The sequence below is a fragment of the Variovorax sp. V213 genome, from assembly GCF_041154455.1.
Classification (GTDB): domain Bacteria; phylum Pseudomonadota; class Gammaproteobacteria; order Burkholderiales; family Burkholderiaceae_C; genus Variovorax.
This window is the reverse complement of record NZ_AP028664.1, coordinates 4570806-4588099: the sequence shown is the minus strand read 5'-3', so window position 1 is coordinate 4588099 and position 17294 is coordinate 4570806. Positions and strand designations below refer to the sequence as shown.

General features: G+C 67.9%; 20 protein-coding genes. 14 read left to right on the top strand and 6 right to left on the bottom strand.

All coding sequences use genetic code 11. The features are described from left to right. Positions 1 to 20: 20 nt before the first annotated feature. Positions 21 to 461, bottom strand: a complete 441-nt coding sequence (locus tag ACAM55_RS21735) for a hypothetical protein (RefSeq protein WP_369653507.1) — start codon at positions 459 to 461, stop codon at positions 21 to 23. 324 nt (positions 462 to 785) lie between these two features. Between ACAM55_RS21735 and ACAM55_RS21730 the strand changes: the two genes are divergently transcribed. Then, positions 786 to 1265, top strand: a complete 480-nt coding sequence (locus ACAM55_RS21730) for a hypothetical protein (protein WP_369653506.1) — start codon at positions 786 to 788, stop codon at positions 1263 to 1265. Between the two features lie 430 nt (positions 1266 to 1695). Continuing rightward, entirely contained in the window at positions 1696 to 2175 is a 480-nt protein-coding gene (locus tag ACAM55_RS21725) for a PA2169 family four-helix-bundle protein (protein ID WP_369653505.1), read from the top strand. Between the two features lie 62 nt (positions 2176 to 2237). On the opposite strand, the gene ACAM55_RS21720 is transcribed toward ACAM55_RS21725, so the two are convergent. Then, positions 2238 to 2909: an RraA family protein gene (locus ACAM55_RS21720; RefSeq protein ID WP_369653504.1), complete on the bottom strand. Its 672-nt coding sequence runs from the start codon at positions 2907 to 2909 to the stop codon at positions 2238 to 2240. A 27-nt stretch (positions 2910 to 2936) separates the two neighbouring features. Beyond that, entirely contained in the window at positions 2937 to 4145 is a 1209-nt protein-coding gene (locus ACAM55_RS21715) for an aspartate transaminase (RefSeq protein WP_369653503.1), read from the bottom strand. Positions 4146 to 4307: 162 nt separating this feature from the next. On the opposite strand from ACAM55_RS21715, the gene nac reads away from it, so the two are divergent. The 12 genes from nac to ACAM55_RS21655 all read left to right on the top strand — a co-directional run bounded on the left by nac (position 4308) and on the right by ACAM55_RS21655 (position 14256). Further along, on the top strand, positions 4308 to 5246 hold the full coding sequence (gene nac / locus ACAM55_RS21710) for a nitrogen assimilation transcriptional regulator NAC (protein WP_369653502.1): 939 nt from the start codon (positions 4308 to 4310) through the stop codon (positions 5244 to 5246). 147 nt (positions 5247 to 5393) lie between these two features. Next, positions 5394 to 5828, top strand: coding sequence for an acetyl-CoA carboxylase biotin carboxyl carrier protein subunit (locus tag ACAM55_RS21705; protein WP_369653501.1), 435 nt, complete (start codon positions 5394 to 5396; stop codon positions 5826 to 5828). A gap of 13 nt (positions 5829 to 5841) precedes the next feature. After that, on the top strand, positions 5842 to 7194 hold the full coding sequence (accC, locus tag ACAM55_RS21700) for an acetyl-CoA carboxylase biotin carboxylase subunit (protein WP_369653500.1): 1353 nt from the start codon (positions 5842 to 5844) through the stop codon (positions 7192 to 7194). After that, complete coding sequence (gene pxpB, locus ACAM55_RS21695; RefSeq protein ID WP_369653499.1) at positions 7191 to 7859, top strand: 5-oxoprolinase subunit PxpB; 669 nt, start codon at positions 7191 to 7193, stop codon at positions 7857 to 7859. Before accC ends, pxpB begins: the two co-directional genes overlap by 4 nt. Next, positions 7856 to 8851, top strand: a complete 996-nt coding sequence (locus ACAM55_RS21690) for a biotin-dependent carboxyltransferase family protein (protein ID WP_369653498.1) — start codon at positions 7856 to 7858, stop codon at positions 8849 to 8851. Before pxpB ends, ACAM55_RS21690 begins: the two co-directional genes overlap by 4 nt. Positions 8852 to 8955: 104 nt before the next feature. Next, complete coding sequence (locus ACAM55_RS21685; RefSeq protein ID WP_369653497.1) at positions 8956 to 9351, top strand: acetyl-CoA carboxylase biotin carboxyl carrier protein subunit; 396 nt, start codon at positions 8956 to 8958, stop codon at positions 9349 to 9351. 20 nt (positions 9352 to 9371) lie between these two features. Continuing rightward, positions 9372 to 10136, top strand: coding sequence for a LamB/YcsF family protein (locus tag ACAM55_RS21680; protein WP_369653496.1), 765 nt, complete (start codon positions 9372 to 9374; stop codon positions 10134 to 10136). Between the two features lie 158 nt (positions 10137 to 10294). Then, positions 10295 to 11047 (top strand): SDR family oxidoreductase, encoded by a 753-nt coding sequence (locus ACAM55_RS21675; RefSeq protein ID WP_369653495.1) that lies wholly within the window; start codon positions 10295 to 10297, stop codon positions 11045 to 11047. Positions 11048 to 11086: 39 nt separating this feature from the next. Then, positions 11087 to 11788 carry an amino acid ABC transporter permease gene (locus tag ACAM55_RS21670; protein WP_369653494.1) on the top strand — a complete coding sequence of 234 codons (702 nt, stop codon included), beginning with the start codon at positions 11087 to 11089 and terminating at the stop codon, positions 11786 to 11788. A gap of 6 nt (positions 11789 to 11794) precedes the next feature. Continuing rightward, entirely contained in the window at positions 11795 to 12553 is a 759-nt protein-coding gene (locus ACAM55_RS21665) for an amino acid ABC transporter permease (RefSeq protein ID WP_369653493.1), read from the top strand. An 81-nt stretch (positions 12554 to 12634) separates the two neighbouring features. Next, positions 12635 to 13369, top strand: coding sequence for an amino acid ABC transporter ATP-binding protein (locus ACAM55_RS21660; RefSeq protein WP_369656451.1), 735 nt, complete (start codon positions 12635 to 12637; stop codon positions 13367 to 13369). Positions 13370 to 13413: 44 nt separating this feature from the next. Then, the gene (locus ACAM55_RS21655; protein WP_369653492.1) at positions 13414 to 14256 is read left to right on the top strand and encodes an ABC transporter substrate-binding protein; all 843 of its coding nucleotides are present in this window, start codon (positions 13414 to 13416) and stop codon (positions 14254 to 14256) included. A gap of 65 nt (positions 14257 to 14321) precedes the next feature. Here ACAM55_RS21655 and ACAM55_RS21650 read toward each other — a convergent pair whose 3' ends face one another. The 3 genes from ACAM55_RS21650 to ACAM55_RS21640 all read right to left on the bottom strand — a co-directional run bounded on the left by ACAM55_RS21650 (position 14322) and on the right by ACAM55_RS21640 (position 17269). Further along, complete coding sequence (locus ACAM55_RS21650; RefSeq protein ID WP_369653491.1) at positions 14322 to 14807, bottom strand: SgcJ/EcaC family oxidoreductase; 486 nt, start codon at positions 14805 to 14807, stop codon at positions 14322 to 14324. 156 nt (positions 14808 to 14963) lie between these two features. Beyond that, positions 14964 to 15647: a response regulator transcription factor gene (locus tag ACAM55_RS21645; protein ID WP_369653490.1), complete on the bottom strand. Its 684-nt coding sequence runs from the start codon at positions 15645 to 15647 to the stop codon at positions 14964 to 14966. Further along, a complete protein-coding gene (locus ACAM55_RS21640) occupies positions 15644 to 17269 on the bottom strand; it encodes an ATP-binding protein (protein ID WP_369656450.1) in 1626 nt (541 codons plus the stop codon). The genes ACAM55_RS21645 and ACAM55_RS21640 overlap by 4 nt, the downstream gene beginning before the upstream one ends. Between the last annotated feature and the right edge of the window lie 25 nt (positions 17270 to 17294).

Genomic DNA, 17294 nt, shown 5'->3' with positions numbered 1-17294 from the left:
CTTCGTGGCTGTCCGGGGGCTCAGCTGCAACTGAGCTTCATGGCCTCGATGCGGCCACCGAAGCCCAGCTTGCGCATCAGACCGCCCTCGCGGCTATTGGCCGGAAAGTCGACCGTGCGGTCCCTGAACATCGCGTGCTCGTACACGTGCAGCGTCGCGCGCGGACCGACTCTCACGCTGTCGATGTCGCGCTTGAGCTGCCTTGCGGTGCCCCGGTCCATGCTCTGGACTTCGGCCGGGCCCACCAGCGTGAGCATGTCGCCCTGGAAGTCGCGCCCGGTATAGAACTGTGCCCAGCAGCCGGAAGCCAGCGCCGGATCTTCGACGCGGATCGGCACCAGCAGGATGGTGGGATCGGGACGATTGTCGGCCGTGGCGGCAGAGGTGGTCGGCGTGGACGTGTTGGCGCACGCGACGAGCGCGAGCGCGCCGGCCATCATGAGGTAGCGGAGATTCTTCATTGGTTTTTCTTTGGTGGCGGTTGAGAAAGATGCACAGCGAGGTGAGTGCTGATTGCTGCGGCTCACGAATCCAGGCTACCGCCCACGTTCGCCGCCCGCGTAGGAAGAGAGCCCAAGCTCCCGTCGCCTCGCCGCCAAGACGGGGCTTGCCGTACGCGGCCAAAGGTGCGGAAGTCCCGCGAATGGCTGCGGCCCGGATGCGCCCCTTTCCTACGCCAATGCCAGCTTCGAATGTTCAGGCTGGCTTTGACGCGGTCAGGCCGGACGGGCTTGCCGACGTGGAGATGGATGAAGACGAAACCGAGGACGCCGGCGACGAGCCCGATGGAGGCGAAGCCCGGCGTGAGACGCATGCACGGCCCTCCTCTCGAATGCGCGCTGCAGGGTCTCCAGCAGCTTTCCTACGCCCGGATCGCACGCGAATTCCATCGCGCGAGGCAGGAGAGGGATGACCTGCTTTCGCCGTCCGACGTGATGGACGAAGCGCATCGCCGGGTGCTGCACTGGGAACGGGTGCTCGCAGAGCTGAGGCTGCTGCTCGACGATCCGCGCCAGATCGCGAAGATCAAGATCGCGCGAGCGCTCTATCTGCGCATGCTGCTGGAAAGCGCACCCATGCGCCTGCAATCCTGGAGCGACGGCGACAGCATGGGCAACATGCCGAAGTCCCACTTGTTCGAATGGATTTCCTACGATTTCGAGCGTCTTGAACTGGCCGAGCTGGAGAGCTCCATGTCGCGCGAGGAAGCCGCTTGCTACGCGTTGGCGCTCGACGCGCGCGCCAGCAGCATGCGCGAGGAATGACGGGCAGGCCTTGCCCCCCAACCGCCCGTCAGCCCCGGCCCAGGACCACCGCGCCCTCCTGGATGTAGCGGTCGAACTCGATCTTCGGAATGGCCGCGGTCAGCGATTGGCCGTTCTCCGTCCAGTGAGCACGACGCGGTCGTCCGCCACGAGGCGACGTCGCCCATGATGCGGCCGTCGATCTGCGTGGTGGAACAGGGGGGTACTCCTGCAGACAGCGATCCTCCTTTCTCGCGCTTCTGCGCGCCTGCGCACGGGCTCTGGCCGAACAACGCTTACAGCGGACGTCGGGCGAAGCCGACACCGGCCCCTGTTCGTTCGACCACCATTTGATTTGGAACCAGCGCATTGCGGCTGCCGTGCGGCGCCGCCTTTTGCTGGCGATTTTTCAACCCGCCTCGATTTCAACGAGGCATGAAGGAGTCATGCAATGGCCAATTACACGAACACCGCCGACACCGCCACGTCTGAAGACGTGGTCAAGGTGCTGAACGACCTGCTCGAGACCTCGCGCGACGGCGAATACGGCTTTCGCGCCTGCGCCGAAGAGGTCGACTCGCCGCAGCTCAAGCAGGTCTTTCAGAGCCGCGCGGCCGATTGCGCCAAGGCGGCGGGAGAACTGGACCAGCTCATCCGGCGCTTCGGCGGCTCGCCCGACGAGGGTGGCACGGTGACCGGCGCCATGCACCGCGGCTGGGTGCACGTGAAGGGCTCGGTGGGCGCCGACAGCGCGCACTCGATGCTCGAAGAATGCGAACGTGGCGAAGACACTGCGGTGGCGCGCTATCGCAAGGCGCTGAAGGCCGATCTGCCGGCCGACGTGCGCGCACTGGTCCAGCAGCAGGCCGATGGCGCCCAGCGCAACCACGACCAGATCAAGCAGCTGCGCGACCAGATGAAGAAGTCGTGATGGCCGACGGAGGACGGCCCGCGCACTGAAGCCGCGGCCGTCCGGCCCGCGCCCCGCGGCGCTCAGTTGGCGCAGCGGGCCTCGAGCGCATCGAGGAAGGACCGGTCCCATCGGCCTTCCTTCATGGCCTGGATCGTGCGGGCCTCGGTGGCCAGGTGCGCATGGGCTTTCTCGATCAGAAGCTCGGCCTCGTCGCGCGCGAAGGCCATCAGGCCGTCCTGGTCGCCCACCACGATGTCGCCGGGGTTCACCACCATGCCGCCCACCGAGACGGGTACGTTGATCTCGCCCGGGCCGTCCTTGTACGGGCCGCGGTGGTTGACGCCGCGCGCGTACACCGGAAAGTCGCGCTCGCGGATCTCGGCCACGTCGCGGATGGCGCCGTCGAGCACCACGCCCACCGTGCCGATGGTCGCGGCATAGAACGACAGGATGCCGCCGATCACCGCATTGGTCACGTCGCCGCCCGCGTCGATCACGAGCACGTCGCCAGGGCGGCAGAACTCGAAGGCCCGCATCATCGTGAAGTTGTCGCCGCCGCGCGTCTTCACGGTGACTGCCGTCCCCGCCATGGTCTTGTGCCCCGGGCGATGGTAGGGCTGCAGGCCGACGCTGCCGATGTTGCGGTGCATGTTGTCGCTCAGCGCGGCGACCGGGATGTCGTGCAGCGCGGCGATGATCTCCGGCGCCACTTGCGGGGCCGACGGGTTCTTGCGGATGGCTTTATAGGGCATGGGTGTCCTCGGTAACTCAGGGGCGCTTCAGCGCAGGGCGGCCACGGCCCGCGCGATGCGCGCGCAGCCTTCTTCCAGCGTCTCGATGCCGGTGGCGATGGAAAGACGAAAGTAGGGCGACAGCCCGTAGGCGGTGCCCGCGACCACGGCCACGCCTTCGCTCTCGAGCAGGTACATCACCACGTCGCCGTCTTCTTCCAGGCGTTTGCCTTGCGGTGTGGCCTTGCCGATCAGGCCGCCGCAGTGGATGTAGAGATAGAAGGCCCCGGGTGGCGGGGCGCAGTGCAGGCCGGGGATGTCGTTGATGAGCGCCAGGGTGCGGTCGCGGCGCTGCTTGTAGACCGCCACGCTCTCGGCCACGAAGCTCTGGTCGCCATTCATGGCTGCTGCAGCGGCCGCCTGGCTCACCGAGCAGCAGTTGCCGGTGGACTGCGACAGCAGCGTGTCCAGCGCCTTGACCAGGTCTGCCGGACCGGCCGCATAGCCGATGCGCCAGCCCGTCATCGCATAGGTCTTCGAGACGCCGTTGACCACCAGCGTGCGCTCGCGCAGCGCAGGCGCGACCGCGAGCAGATGCGGCGTGGCCTGGCCGTCGAAGCGGATGTGCTCGTAGATGTCGTCGGTCATCACCATCACGTGCGGATGGCGCTGCAGCACCTCGGCCAGCGCGCGGTATTCGTCGCCCGTATAGCTGGCGCCGGTCGGGTTGCTGGGCGAGTTGATCAGCAGCCAGCGGGTGCGCGGCGTGATCGCGGCCTCCAGCTGCGCGGGCGTCAGCTTGAAGCCGTTGGCTTCGGGGCAGGCCACGGTGACCGGCGTGCCTTCGCAGGCCAGCACCATGTCGGGGTACGACACCCAGTACGGCGCGGGAATGATGACTTCGTCGCCCGGCTCCAGCGTGACGGCGAAGGCGTTGTAGATCGCGCTCTTGGCGCCGCTGGTGGCGATGATCTCGTTCATCGCATAGTGCAGGCCGTTTTCACGCTCGAGCTTGGCGGCGATGGCCTGGCGCAGCTCCACCGTGCCGGCCATCAGGGTGTAGCGCGTCGCGCCCTTCTCGATGGCGGCGGCGGCGGCCTGCCGGATGTGGGGCGGCGTGTCGAAGTCGGGCTCGCCCACCACGAGGTTCACGATCGACTTGCCCTGGCGGCGCAGTTCGTTGGCCCGGTCCGCGGCCGAGGTGCTGGGCGAGGGCTTGATGCGCCGCACGCGGGCGGCAATGCGGGACATGGTCACATGACTTCCTGTGTCTGGGATTGCATGGGCCGAACGGTACGCACATCGAACAGACGAGGCCAAGACGACTTTTCACTGGTCGTATAGGCGCAGCTTATGGTGAGCGCCTATACCCGCCGCGCAGGGGCAGTGCTAGGCTCGGCTTTTGCTTGGGGACAAGGCGTGAACCTGCGACGCCTCAAATATTTCGTGAAGATCGTGGACATCGGCAGCCTGACGCAGGCGGCCGAGGTCCTTTTCATCGCCCAGCCGGCGCTGAGCCAGCAACTGGCCACGCTGGAGGGCGAGGTGCGCCAGCAGCTGCTCGTGCGCACCAAGCGCGGCGTCACGCCCACCGAGGCCGGCAAGGTGCTGTACCGGCATGCACAGATCATCCTGCGCCAGTGCGAGCAGGCGCGCGTGGACATGGAAGCAGCCGGCGAGGGGCTGTCGGGCCAGGTGTCGGTGGGTCTTGCGCCCGGCACGGCGGCCTCGGCGCTCTCGCTGCCGCTGCTGCGCACCGTGCGCGCCCGCCACCCCGGCATCCTGCTCTACCTGAACGAGAACTACGGCACCACGCTGAGCGAACTCATCATGAACGGCCGCATGGACCTGGCCGTGCTCTACGGCGACAAGGCGATCCATGGCCTGAGCTTCCTGTCGTTGCTCAAGGAGCCGCTGTTCCTGGTCGGGCCGGCCGCGATGCCGGCGCCGGCGCAGCCCGTGAAGCTGGCCGACCTGCGCGACATCGAGCTCTTCCTGCCTCGCCCCTACAACGTGGTGCGCAAGCTGGTCGAAGCGGCTTTCGTGCGTGCGGGCATGGTGCCGCGCGTGGTGGCCGAGATCGAATCGGCCTTCACACTGACGGCGGCCATCGCCGACGGGCTGGGCGCCACCATCCTGCCGGCGTCGATGGCGCGCGAAGTGGTGGCGTCCTGCGGTGCCTGGCAATTCCAGATCGTCGACCCGGTCATCGAGGCGCCGCTGGCTCTGTGCCAGTCGGACCACCTGCCGCTCTCGGAGCCGGCGCAGGCGGTGAAGAGCATCCTGCTCGAGCTGGTGGTCGATCTCGCCGGTACCTTTGCGGCCACGCCCGAACCCGGTCTCGCCGCGCTGTCGTAACGTGCCGTCATAAGCCGGCCTTATCCCGGCACAGCTATTCCGTCTTGGGCTTTGCGCCCGCGGCCCGTTACCTTTCATGCCTGCCGTCACGCGTTCGCGGAATGCGTCGGCCACCAAGGATGTTCTGTCGCCACAGGCAGGCCCGGCATGAAGCAGGAACAGATCAAGACGCTCATCGACGCACTCGCCGCCTCGGACCTGGCGGAGCTGGAGTACAGCGAAGACGGCAGCACGCTGCGGCTGGTGAAGCAGTCGGCGCTGGCGGCCGCGCCCGCCGCGCGGCGCCCGGCCGCTGCGCGCAGGGCACCCACCGAGGTGCCCGCAGAACCGGCGCAATCGACGGCCGCCGCAACCGAATGCCTCGCGCCGCTCTATGGCGTGGTGCACCTGCAGCCCGCACCCGGCGAGCCGCCCTTCGTGCGGCCGGGGCAGGCCGTCGAGGCCGGCCAGATGCTCTGCGTGATCGAGGCCATGAAGATGTTCAACGAAGTCCGCGCCGACGCTGCCGCCACCGTGCAGGCCGTGCTGGTGCGTTCGGGCCAGGAAGTGGACGCAGGGCAGCCCCTGTTCCGCTTCGGTTGAGGAAAGCCGCGCGATGTTCGACACCGTCCTCATTGCCAACCGCGGCGAGATCGCCTTGCGCATCCTGCGCGCCTGTCGCGGCCTGGGCCTCCGGGCCGTGGTCGCGCATTCCGAGGCCGACAGCGAAGCCAGCTACGTCGCACAGGCCGACCAGGCGCTGTGCATCGGGCCCTCCGCGCCGGGGCAGAGCTACCTGAACCAGTCCGCCATCCTGTTTGCCGCCGAAGTCAGCGGCGCGCAGGCCATCCACCCGGGCTACGGCTTCCTGTCGGAGAACGCGGGCTTTGCCGCGCGCGTCGAGCAGGCAGGCCTGGTCTTCATCGGCCCCAGCGCTGCCTGCATCCGCACCATGGGCGACAAGGTCTCGGCCAAGCGCGCGATGCGCAAGGCCGGCGTGCCCTGCGTGCCGGGGCCCGACGAAGGGCTGCCCGAAGACCCGGCCGCCGTGCAGGCCATCGCGCGCGAGATCGGCTACCCGGTGATCGTCAAGGCGGCGGGCGGCGGCGGCGGGCGCGGCATGCGCGTGGTGCACGACGAAGCGGCGCTGCTGGATGCGATGGCGCTGACGCGCGAGGAAGCGCGCCAGGCCTTCGGCAACCCCGAGGTCTACATCGAGAAATTCCTGCTGCACCCGCGCCACGTCGAGATCCAGGTGCTGGCCGACAGCCACGGCAACGCCGTCTGGCTGGGCAGCCGCGACTGCTCGCTGCAGCGCCGCCACCAGAAGGTGATCGAGGAGGCGCCCGCGCCCGGCATCGACGACGCGCTGATGGCCGAGGTGGGCGAGCGCTGCGCGGCCGCCTGCCGGCAGATCGGCTACTGCGGCGTCGGCACCTTCGAGTTCCTCTACGAGAAGGGCGCCTTCTATTTCATCGAGATGAACACCCGCCTGCAGGTGGAGCATCCGGTGACCGAGATGACCGCCGGCGTGGACATCGTGCAGCAGCAACTGCGCATGGCGCGCGGCGAGCGCCTTTCGCTGGCGCAGCGCGATGTGCGATGCCAGGGCCACGCGATCGAGTGCCGCATCAACGCCGAGAACCCCGACACTTTTGCACCCGCGCCCGGGCGCATCACCGGCTGGCAGGTGCCGGGCGGCTTCGGCGTGCGCGTCGATTCGCATGCCAACACCGGCTACCGCGTGCCGCCTTACTACGACTCGATGATCGCCAAGCTGATCGTGCAGGGCAGCACGCGCACCGATGCGCTCGACCGCATGCGCCTCGCGCTTGCAGAGATGCGCATCGACGGCATCGCGACCAACGTTCCGCTGCACCGCGAATTGCTGCGCGACGAGGGCTTTGCCGTCGGCGGCGTGGACATCCACCACCTCGAGCGCTGGCTGCAGCAAAGGAGCGCGGCGTGATCGCGCAACGGCCATCCGTCAGCCTGCTGGGCACGACCGCGCTGCTCTTCGAGGCGCCCGGCGAGATGAACCTGAACTCGCAGCAGCGCATCTGGGCGCTGGCGCATGAGGCGCAGGCCTGGCCGGAGATTCGCGAAGCCGTGCCGGGTATGAACAACCTGATGCTGACCTTCCTGCGCCCGCCGCGCGGCCTTGGCGCGCTCGAAGCGCTGGAGGCACGCGTTCGCGATGCGTGGGACGCGGCTGTTGCGCTGCCGCGGGAAGGCCGGGTGGTCGAGCTGCCGGTGGTCTACGGCGGCGCGGGCGGCCCGCACATGGCCGACGTGGTGGCGCACACGGGTCTCAGCGTCGAGCAGATCGTCGAACTGCACAGCGCGCCGCTCTATCCGGTGTATGCGCTCGGCAGCCATCCGGGCTACTGCTACCTGGGCGGCATGGACGCGCGCATCGCCACGCCGCGCCGCAAGGTGCCGGTGCTGAGCATTCCGGGCGGCGCGGTGTCGATCGGCGGCGCGCAGACCGGCGTGTCGGCCTCGGCCGGGCCCAGCGGCTGGAACACCATCGGCAGCACCTCGATGTCCTTCTTCGATCCCGCGCAGGACCCGCCCGCGGCGCTGCAGCCGGGCGACATGATCCGTTTTCGCGTGGAGGGCATCGTCCGATGATCGAAGTGCTTTCGTCGGCCGCGCTCGCCACCGTGCAGGACCTGGGGCGCACCGGCAGCCTGCGCTGGGGCGTCGGCACCTCGGGCGCCATGGACAACCTGGCGCTGGCGGCCGGCAACCTGCTGCTGGGCAATGCGCTCGATGCGGCCGCCATCGAGGTGCCGGTGTTTCCCTTCAAGGTGCGCTTCGACGAGGACTGCGCGTTTGCGCTGACCGGCGCCGATTGCGCGGCCCGCCTGGACGACCAGCCGCTGCTACCCTGGTGGGTTCACCAGGCGCGGGCCGGGCAGGTGCTGACGCTGGGCCTGCCGCAAGGCGGCGCGCAGCGCGGCAGCCGCGCCATGCTGTGCCTGGCCGGCGGGGTCGATGTGCCCGAAGTGCTGGGCTCGCGCAGCACGCAGCTGCGCGGCGCCTTCGGTGGACATGAAGGGCGCGCGCTGCGCCGGGGCGATGTGTTGCGCGCCGTCGGCGAAGGTGCTGCGTGCAAGACCGGCTTCGGCCTGGTGCCCCCCGCGCTCATGCTGCCGCTGCAGCGCGACGGTGTGGCCGCGGTGCGCGTGCTGCCAGCTGCCGAGTACCTGGGATTCGAGCTCGCGTCGCGTGACGCCTTCTGGGCTGGCGAATGGAAGATCACCTCCCAGAGCGACCGCTACGGCTACCGCCTCGAAGGCGAGGCATTGCGCCCCGTCGCGTCGATGGAGTTGCGCTCGCACGGCATCGTGCCCGGCGTGATCCAGGTGCCCCACAGCGGGCAGCCGATCATCCAGATGCGCGATGCCCAGCCCTCGGGCGGCTACCCCAAGTTCGGCACCGTGATCGAGGCCGACATGTGGCGCCTCGGCCAGGCGCCGATCGGCAGCCGCGTGCGCTTCATCGAAGCCACCTGGGACGAAGCGCTGGCCGCGCTCGACGAAGTGCGCGCCTGGCTCGACAAGGTGGCGCGCATGGTGGAACTGCACCGCGGGGCGCCTGTGCCTGCAGGAAGGCACTGAGATGAAATCTCTCATTCCGATTCTTCTTGTCGTCCGTGAGGTGCTTTGTTCAGGGCGGTTGTTGATCGGCGGTGTCCTGCGCACGCGCCCGGGAAGAAGCTGAAATGCAGGACACCGCACTGCGCACCTCGCAACTGGCCGCCTGGCTGGCCGGCACCGACATCGGCCTGCTCGAACTGCGCACGCCGCAAGGCACGCTGCGCCTCGGCCGGCAGGGTGACGAAATCATCGAACTGCCGGATGAAGACGCAGAGCCCGAACTCCTGATGATCCACGCCCCCTCGGTCGGCGTGTTCCTGCACAGCCATCCGCTGGCCGCCGCGCCGCTGGTGCGCATCGGCCAGCGCGTGCGAGCCGGCCAGACCGTCGGCCTGCTGAAGATCGGCCCGCTGCTGCTGCCCGTGACCGCGCCGCAGGCCGGCATCGTCGACGGCATCCACGCGGCCGACGGCCTGGCGGTCGGCTACGGCACGCCGCTGGTCGACCTGCACCCCCTCTGACGAACGAGAGAAGGACTCCCATGGACATCGACCTGAACGCGGACCTCGGCGAAGGCTTCGGCCCCTGGCGCATGGGCGAGGACGAGGCGCTGCTGGACATCGTTTCTTCCGCCAACGTGGCCTGCGGCTTCCATGCGGGCGATCCGGTCATCATGGACCGCACCGTGCGCATGGCGCGCGCGCGGGGCGTCGACGTGGGGGCGCATGTGGGCTTTCCCGACCTGCTCGGCTTCGGCCGCCGGCCGATGCAGATCGAGCCGAAGGAACTCGTCGCCTACGTTCTCTACCAGCTGAGCGCGCTGGACGGCATGGCGCGCACCGCCGGCCACCGCATGACGCACATGAGCTTTCACGGCGCGCTCGGCAACATGGCCGCGGCCGACGCCGCCCTCGCCGAGCCGCTGGTGCGCGCGGTGGCGGATTTCGACCCGATGCTCATCGTCAGCTCTTCCGCCAGCCGCGCCATCGAGGATGCGGCCGCGCGCTGCGGCCTGCGCGTGCGCACCACCTTCCTGGCCGACCGCGCCTGCGACGACGACGGCCTGCTGGTGCCGCGCAAGCTGCCCGACTCGGTGATCCATGACCGGGGTGCGGTGCTGGCGCGCGTGCGCCAGTTGCTGGAGGAGGGCACGGTCACCAGCTGCAGCGGCCGCAAGATCCCGATGCGCGCGCATTCGATCCTGCTGCATGGCGACACGCACGGCGCGGTGGACCTGGCCCGCGCCGTGCGTGGCGTGGTCGAGCAGGCGGGTCGCGTGGTGCCCATTTCGAGGCAGTCGGACTAGGGCCCGGACATGGTGCTTACCCTAGGTCGTGCGCACGCAGACGGGGCAACATAAGGGCGGCTTATCGCTCCACAGCCAATCCGTCTTGGCGCCGCGAAGAAGCGCTCGATACAGTGAATTCAAGGCAGTGATCTCCAGTCCCAACGAAAGAAGCAAAGATGCCGTTTTCTGACTACAAGACCGCGCTGGTGACGGGGGCCTCCTCGGGCATCGGCGCCGCCGTCGTCGAACGCCTCTGCAAGGAAGGCCTGAAGGTCCATGCGCTGGCGCGCAGTGCCGGCAAGCTGGCCGAGCTGGCCGCGCGCACCGGCTGCATCCCGCACGCCATCGACGTGAGCGACCTCGCCGGCATCACCCGCCTCGCGCAAGAGGTGGAATTCGACGTGCTGGTCAACAACGCCGGCGTGGACCGCCCCGGCTCCATCCTCAAGGCCGACGCCGAGGACATCGACCTGCTGGTCGACGTGAACCTGCGCGCCGTGCTGCACCTGTGCCGCCTCGTGGTGCCCGGCATGGCCGCGCGCGACCGGGGCCACGTGGTCAATATCAGCTCCATTGCCGCGGCCTACAACTTCGGCGGCAACAGCACCTACCACGCCACCAAGGCGGCCGTGAGCATGCTGTCGCGCCAGCTGCGCATCGACGTCTTCGGCAAGCGCGTGCGGGTGACCGAGATCTGCCCGGGGCGCGTGGCCACCGACATCTTCGCGCACGTGCACGGCGACTCCGAAGAGACCTACAAGCGCTTCGTCGAAGGCTACGAGCTGCCGCAGGCCGAGGACATCGCGAACGCCATCGCCTTCGCGATTGCGGCGCCCATTGCGGTCAACGTGGGCCACATGGAAATCACGCCCACGCTGCAGGTGCCCGGCGGGCTCTCGACCGCGCGGCCGGAAGCGTCGCAGGCCTGAGCGGCATCGCGCCCACAAGCCCAAGCAAAGGAACAGCGCATGAAGGATTTCGACCTGCTGGCGATCCTGCTGAAGCCGGAGTTCGGTGCGATGCTCTGGCACGGCCTGCAGGAGACGCTGAAGATCGCGGCCGGTTCCTGGCTGCTGGCCATGGCCATGGCGGTCGTGCTGCTGGTCGTGCGCCTCACGCCGAGCCGGCTGGCCGAACGCGTGGTGGCCGGCTATGTCTCCTACCACCGCAACGTGCCGACGCTGGTGCAGCTCATGCTCTGGTACTTCGGCATCTTCAGTCTGCTGCCCGATGCACTGCAGGGCTGGCTGTCGGCGCACAACGCGGAGACGATTCTCTCGATCGTCGCGCTCGGCCTCTGCCAGGCCGCCTATTTCAGCGAGGACATGCGCTCCGGCCTGCGCTCCATCCCGGCCGGCCAGGCCGAGGCTGCGCGCGCGCTCGGCCACGGCTACATCGGTTCGATGCGCCACGTGATGCTGCCGCAGGCCATCCGCAACGCCGTGCCCGCGCTGGTGAACCACAGCGTGTCGCTGTTCAAGAACAGCAGCCTGGCCATGGCCATCGGCGTGGCCGAGCTGACCCATGCGGTGAAGGAAATCGAGAGCCAGAGCTTTCGCACCTTCGAGGCCTACAGCATGGCGACGGTGCTGTACCTGGTGTGCTCGCTGCTCATCATGGCGGTGGGCGGCTGGCTGTCGCGGCACTACCGCATCGCCCAAGCGAGGTAGCAAGCCATGTTCGGCGTCTTTGAAATCCTTCGCGACAACTGGCTGCTGCTGCTTGTCGGCCAATATCCCAGCGGCCCGCTGGGCGGCATCGTCGCCACGCTGATCCTGTCGGTGCTGGGCATCGTGCTGGCGTTTCCGCTCTCGGTGCTGCTCGCGCTCGCGCGGCTGTCGCCCTGGCGGCTGCTGCGCTGGCCGGCCACGGTGCTGGTCTACGCGGTGCGCGGCGTGCCGCTCTTGATGGTGATCCTGTGGGTCTACTTCCTGGTGCCGATCCTGATCGGGCGCGATGTGTCGGGCTTCACCACCATGCTGTGCACGCTGGTGATCTACGAGGGCGCCTACCTGTCGGAGGTGGTGCGCGCCGGCATCCAGGCCCTGCCCAAGGGCCAGACCGAGGCGGCGCGCGCGCTCGGCCACAGCCACCTCGGCACCATGTGGTTCGTGATCCTGCCGCAGGCGCTCTACAACATGCTGCCGAGCATGCTGAGCCAGTTCATCTCCACCATCAAGGAGACCACGCTGGGCTACGTGATCAACGTGCAGGAGCTGACCTTCGCGGCGAACCAGATCAACAACCAGCTGCTGACCAAGCCGTTCCAGGTGTTCTTCATCCTGGCGATGACGTACTACGTCGTCTGCTTCAGCCTGACCCAGCTGGCGCTGTGGCTGGAGCGGCGCGTGGCCCACAAGCGGCTCGGTGCCGTTTCGCCGAAGGCGTCCGAAGACGGCGCCTCGCTGCCGCCGCCGGTGGTGGTGAATCCGTGAGGCCGCGCACGACGGCCATCGACAGGAAAGCAAGGAGACAGAACCATGAAGCCCGCTCCACACCCCGCAGGGGATGACACCATGATCCTGTTCTCCAACATCAACAAGTGGTATGGCGACTACCAGGCGCTCGCCGACGTCAACGCCGAGGTGAAGAAGGGCGAGGTGGTGGTGATCTGCGGGCCCTCGGGCTCCGGCAAGTCCACGCTCATCCGCACCGTCAACCGGCTGGAAGAAGTGAAGTCGGGGCAGCTGCTGTTCGACGGCCACGACATCCACGCGCCCATGAGCAGCGCGGCGCTCAACAAGCTGCGCAGCCGCATCGGCTTCGTGTTCCAGAGCTTCAACCTGTTTCCGCATCTCTCGGTGCTGGAGAACATCATGCTGTCGCCCGTGCGCGTGCTGGGCGTGAAGCGGGCCGAGGCGAAGGCACGGGCGGCGCAGCTGCTCGAGCGCGTGGGCCTGTCGAACAAGGCCGGCGCCTACCCGGCCCAGCTCTCGGGCGGGCAGCAGCAGCGTGTGGCCATTGCCCGTGCGCTGGCCATGGAGCCGCCCGCGATGCTGTTCGACGAGCCCACCAGCGCGCTCGACCCCGAGATGGTGGGCGAGGTCCTGTCGGTGATGCGCAGCCTAGCCAACGACGGCATGACCATGATGTGCGTCACGCACGAGATGAACTTCGCCCGTGAGGTGGCCGACCGGGTCTGGTTCATGGACGCGGGCCGCATTCTCGAGAAGGCCGACCCCGAGACTTTTTTCACCAGCCCGCAGCATCCGCGCGCGCAGCGCTTCCTGTCGGATTTGCGCGCGCACTGATCGTCGTTTTCTTCATCCCCCTCGAGTTTCTTCAGGAGTCCAGCATGTCGAACAGAACCGCTTTCCGTCTTGCCGCCGTCGGCGCCTGCCTTGGCGCCTTGCCTTTCCTGGCCCACGCCGACCAGTGGAGCGACATCAGCCAGCGCAAGGAACTGCGCTGCGGCACTTTCGCCGACGTGCCGCCCTTCGCCGCCCCCGATCCGAAGACGCGCGAGATGGTGGGTCACGACGTCGACCTGTGCAACGCGCTTGCAAAGGAGCTCGGGCTCACTGCCAAGGTCACGCCGCTGTCGGTGGAGGCGCGCGTGCCCGAGGTCAAGCTCGGGCGCGTCGACGTGACCGTCGCCAACCTGGCCTACACCAAGAGCCGCGGCGAGCAGATCCAGTTCAGCGACCCGTACTACGTGGCCAAGGAAATGCTGGCCGTGAAGGCCTCCGACCCCGGCACCAGCAAGGCCGACTTCAAGGGCAAGCGCCTGAGCTCGACCAAGGGCTCGACCTCGGAGCTGTCGATCAAGATGAACGGCTCGGAGCCGGTGACCTTTCAGGACACGGGCTCGGCCTTCATGGCGGTGCAGCAGAACAAGTCGGTCGGCATGGTCGCGAACACGATGACCATCACCAAGCTGGTCAACCAGTCGAAGACCGAAGGCGTGGCGCTGAAGATGATCAAGGAGCCGATGGTGCTGCAGCCCATCGGCGTCGGCATGAAGAAAGACGAGCCGGTGCTGCTGTCCAAGGTGAACGGCGCGCTCTACGCGCTGGAGAAGTCGGGCGAGCTCGACAAGATCTGGGCGAAGTGGCTCGGCCCGAACACCGAATACAAGATGACGCGCGAAGAAAAGGTCATGCCGCTGGCGGAACTCAAGTTCGAGCTCCTGCCCTGAGCGCGCCAACGCCCGGCGGGCAGATTTGCCCAGCCCGGGCCCTTGCGCGCCAGAGATGGCGCGGCTTACTTGCGCGCAACGGCCTCGGGCATTGCCGAAGAGTGGTGGTGCGCGATCAACCATTGGCCGTTGACCCACTCGTAGACATACGTGTAGCGCGCATTCACCGTCTTGCCATCCTTGAACTTGAAGGTGTAGGTGCCGACGTCCTGCGCCACGTTGCAGCCGATCTTGATGATGCGGTGGTCGATCGTGCCCTGTGGCGCGTCTTTCAGGAACTTGACGAAGTAGTCGCGGATCTCCGCCGGATTGGTGCGCGGCTGGTTCGAGACGGTCGGCAGCAGCACGCCGTCGGCCGCATAGTTCGCAACGACCTTGTCGGCATCCAGCGTGCGCAGCGAATCGTTCCAGCGGTCGAACAATGCCGCGATCTGCGGTTCGGTGGCTGGCACGCAGGTTCCCGCTGTCGGCGTCTGCGCGATGGCAGAGGTTGAAATGGCGAGGACCGCCGCCGTGGTTGCCGAGAGGGAGAGCGTACGAAGCACATTCATGGAGTTTTCCTTTTTCAATGGGTAGTCGATCGCCGGTATCGCCGGCGCTGCATCGCTTGGCGATACAGGACTTCATTCTTCGGTCTCTCCATGAACGCCGCCGGGTCTTCGTGATGAACCCCGGGTGACGCGCACATGAATATCGGATGAACCGCCTCAGCCCGGCTCCGCATCCAGGCGATAGCCCAGACCGCGCACCGTCTTCAACAACGCAATGGGATGGCCGTCGTCGATCTTGGCGCGCAGGCGACGGACATACACGTCAACGATGTTGGTCAGCGGATCTTCGTTCGTGCCCCAGACATTGGAAAGGATGCGCTCCCGGCTGTAGACACGGCCAGGCGCCGTCATCAACAGCTCGAGGAAGGCAAGCTCCTTGGCTGTGAGCGGGACGAGCTTGCCGGCACGGGTCACCTCCATGCGCTCCCGGTCGAGAACGAGGTCTGCCACCTGCAGCGTGGTGGCCCTTGGCCTTTGCTCCCGGCCGCGGCGAAGCAGGGCCTCGATGCGCGCCAGGAGTTCTTCGAACGCAAAGGGCTTGGTGAGGTAATCGTCGGCGCCCAGGCGCAGGCCGCTGACCTTGTCCTCGGTGTTGCTCAATGCGGTGAGCATCAGGACCGGCACATGGTGGCCTTCGGCGCGCAGCGTCTGGCACAGCTCCAGGCCGCTCAGGCCGGGAAGCATCAGATCCAGCAGGAGCACGGACAGCTCGTTGCTGCGCGCGAGTGCGAGGCCTTCGGGGCCGGTGCGCGCCAGCTGTACGCGGTGACCCTCGGCGCTCAGGCCCCGCAGCAGAAAGTCGGCGACGCGCGCGTCGTCTTCGACAACCAGAATGTTCATGTTCGTTGGGTTCGGACGGAAAAGTGGCACGGCAGTTCGATTTGCACCGTGGTGCCGTGCGAGGGAATGCTAGCAATGCCGATGCGGCCGTAATGGGCATGCACGATGGCCTGTGCGATCGACAGTCCGATGCCGGTGCCGTCGGCCCGATGCAGGCGTGCGCGGCGACCGCGGACGAAGCGATCGAACAACTTCGGCAATTCGTCTGCGTCGATGCCGATCCCCTCGTCCGCCACGACCACCTGCACGCGGCTGTCAGTCAACTGCCAGCTCACCCGCACCGTCCCGTCACTGCCCGAATAGCGCACCGCGTTGTCGAGCACGATGACGAGGGCCTGCCGGAGACGGTCGGCATCGGCCTGCAGCGTGACCGCGGGCACCTCGGCGCCTGGGGGCTCGAGCTGAACGCGAACGTTGTGCCGCGCACCCAGCGCCTCGGCTATTTCGGTGGCGTCGCCCAGCAGCTCCTGCAGGTCGACCGTGTCGAAGTGCATCGCCAGCTGGTCGGCCTCGGCCTTGGCGACCAGGAGCAGGTCGTCGATCACGCTGGCGAGTTGCTTCACGCCACCCACGATGCGCGTCAGCGTCTGCCGGTACTCGGCGAGCGGCTTGTCGGCGCCGCGCAGCGCGATCTCCGCCTCGCCGCGGATCGCGGTGGCCGGCGTGCGAAGCTCGTGGCTCAGGTCGGCAAGAAGCTGGCGGCGCCGCTGGTCGATCTGCTGCAAGGTTTCGTGCGCGGCGCTCAGCTCGCTGGTGCGCTCCAGAACGGCCTCCTCGAGCCGGCGCCGCGCGGCATCGGCGTCGAGCCGATGCCGCTGCAGTTCGGCCGCCATCGCATTGAAGTGCTCGGCGACGCGGTCGAACTCGTCGCGCGAACCCAGCGCGATGCGGTGGTCGAGTGCGCCGGCCCGCAAGGCCTGCGTGCCTTCGAGCAGGCGGTCCAGCGGCCGCTGCAGCCGCTGGTTCAAATACAGCGCCAGCAAGACGGCTGCAGCCAGCGTGAGGGCCGCGAGGCCGATGGCCTGCTGGCGCAACTGGTCCAGGCCCCGCTCGGTCGCCGCACGGGCAACAGGCATCACATTGCGCTGCCGCTCGATGGCGCCGTTGATCAACTCGCGCAGATCGCGGCCGCGTGCCTTGTCGAAGACTTCGTTCAGTTCCTGCCAGACGCTGGCGAACTCGGCGCCGCGCTCCAGCGGTGCGAGTTTCAACAGTCGGGCACGGACCGCGGCGATGTTGTCGTTGAGCAGGTCGCTGACGGCGACGAGCTGATCGACTTCCGGCGGGATGGGCACGCCTTCGCGTTCCGCGATCCCGCCCCACAGGGAAAGGTCGCGGCGCGCGAGCTGCCTGAGCGTCTCCGTGCTGGCTTGCATGCGCGCCAGCTGGCTGTCGCGCACCTCGGGCGATGCGTTCGCATCCATCAGCTGCTGGGACGCCCAGACGCGCAGCCGCTGCTTGCTGGCCGAGAGCTCCAGCAGTTCCGACAGGATGTCGCTGGCCAGCCGGCTGTGCTGGGCGTAGTCGTTGACCCGGTTCGATCCCCAGTAGACGAAGCCGGCCTGGATGCAGACCAGCGCGACGAGAACGGCAAATGCGAGGGACAGGCGGAGGCGGAACATGAGGCACTGTAGCGGCGCGATGCGG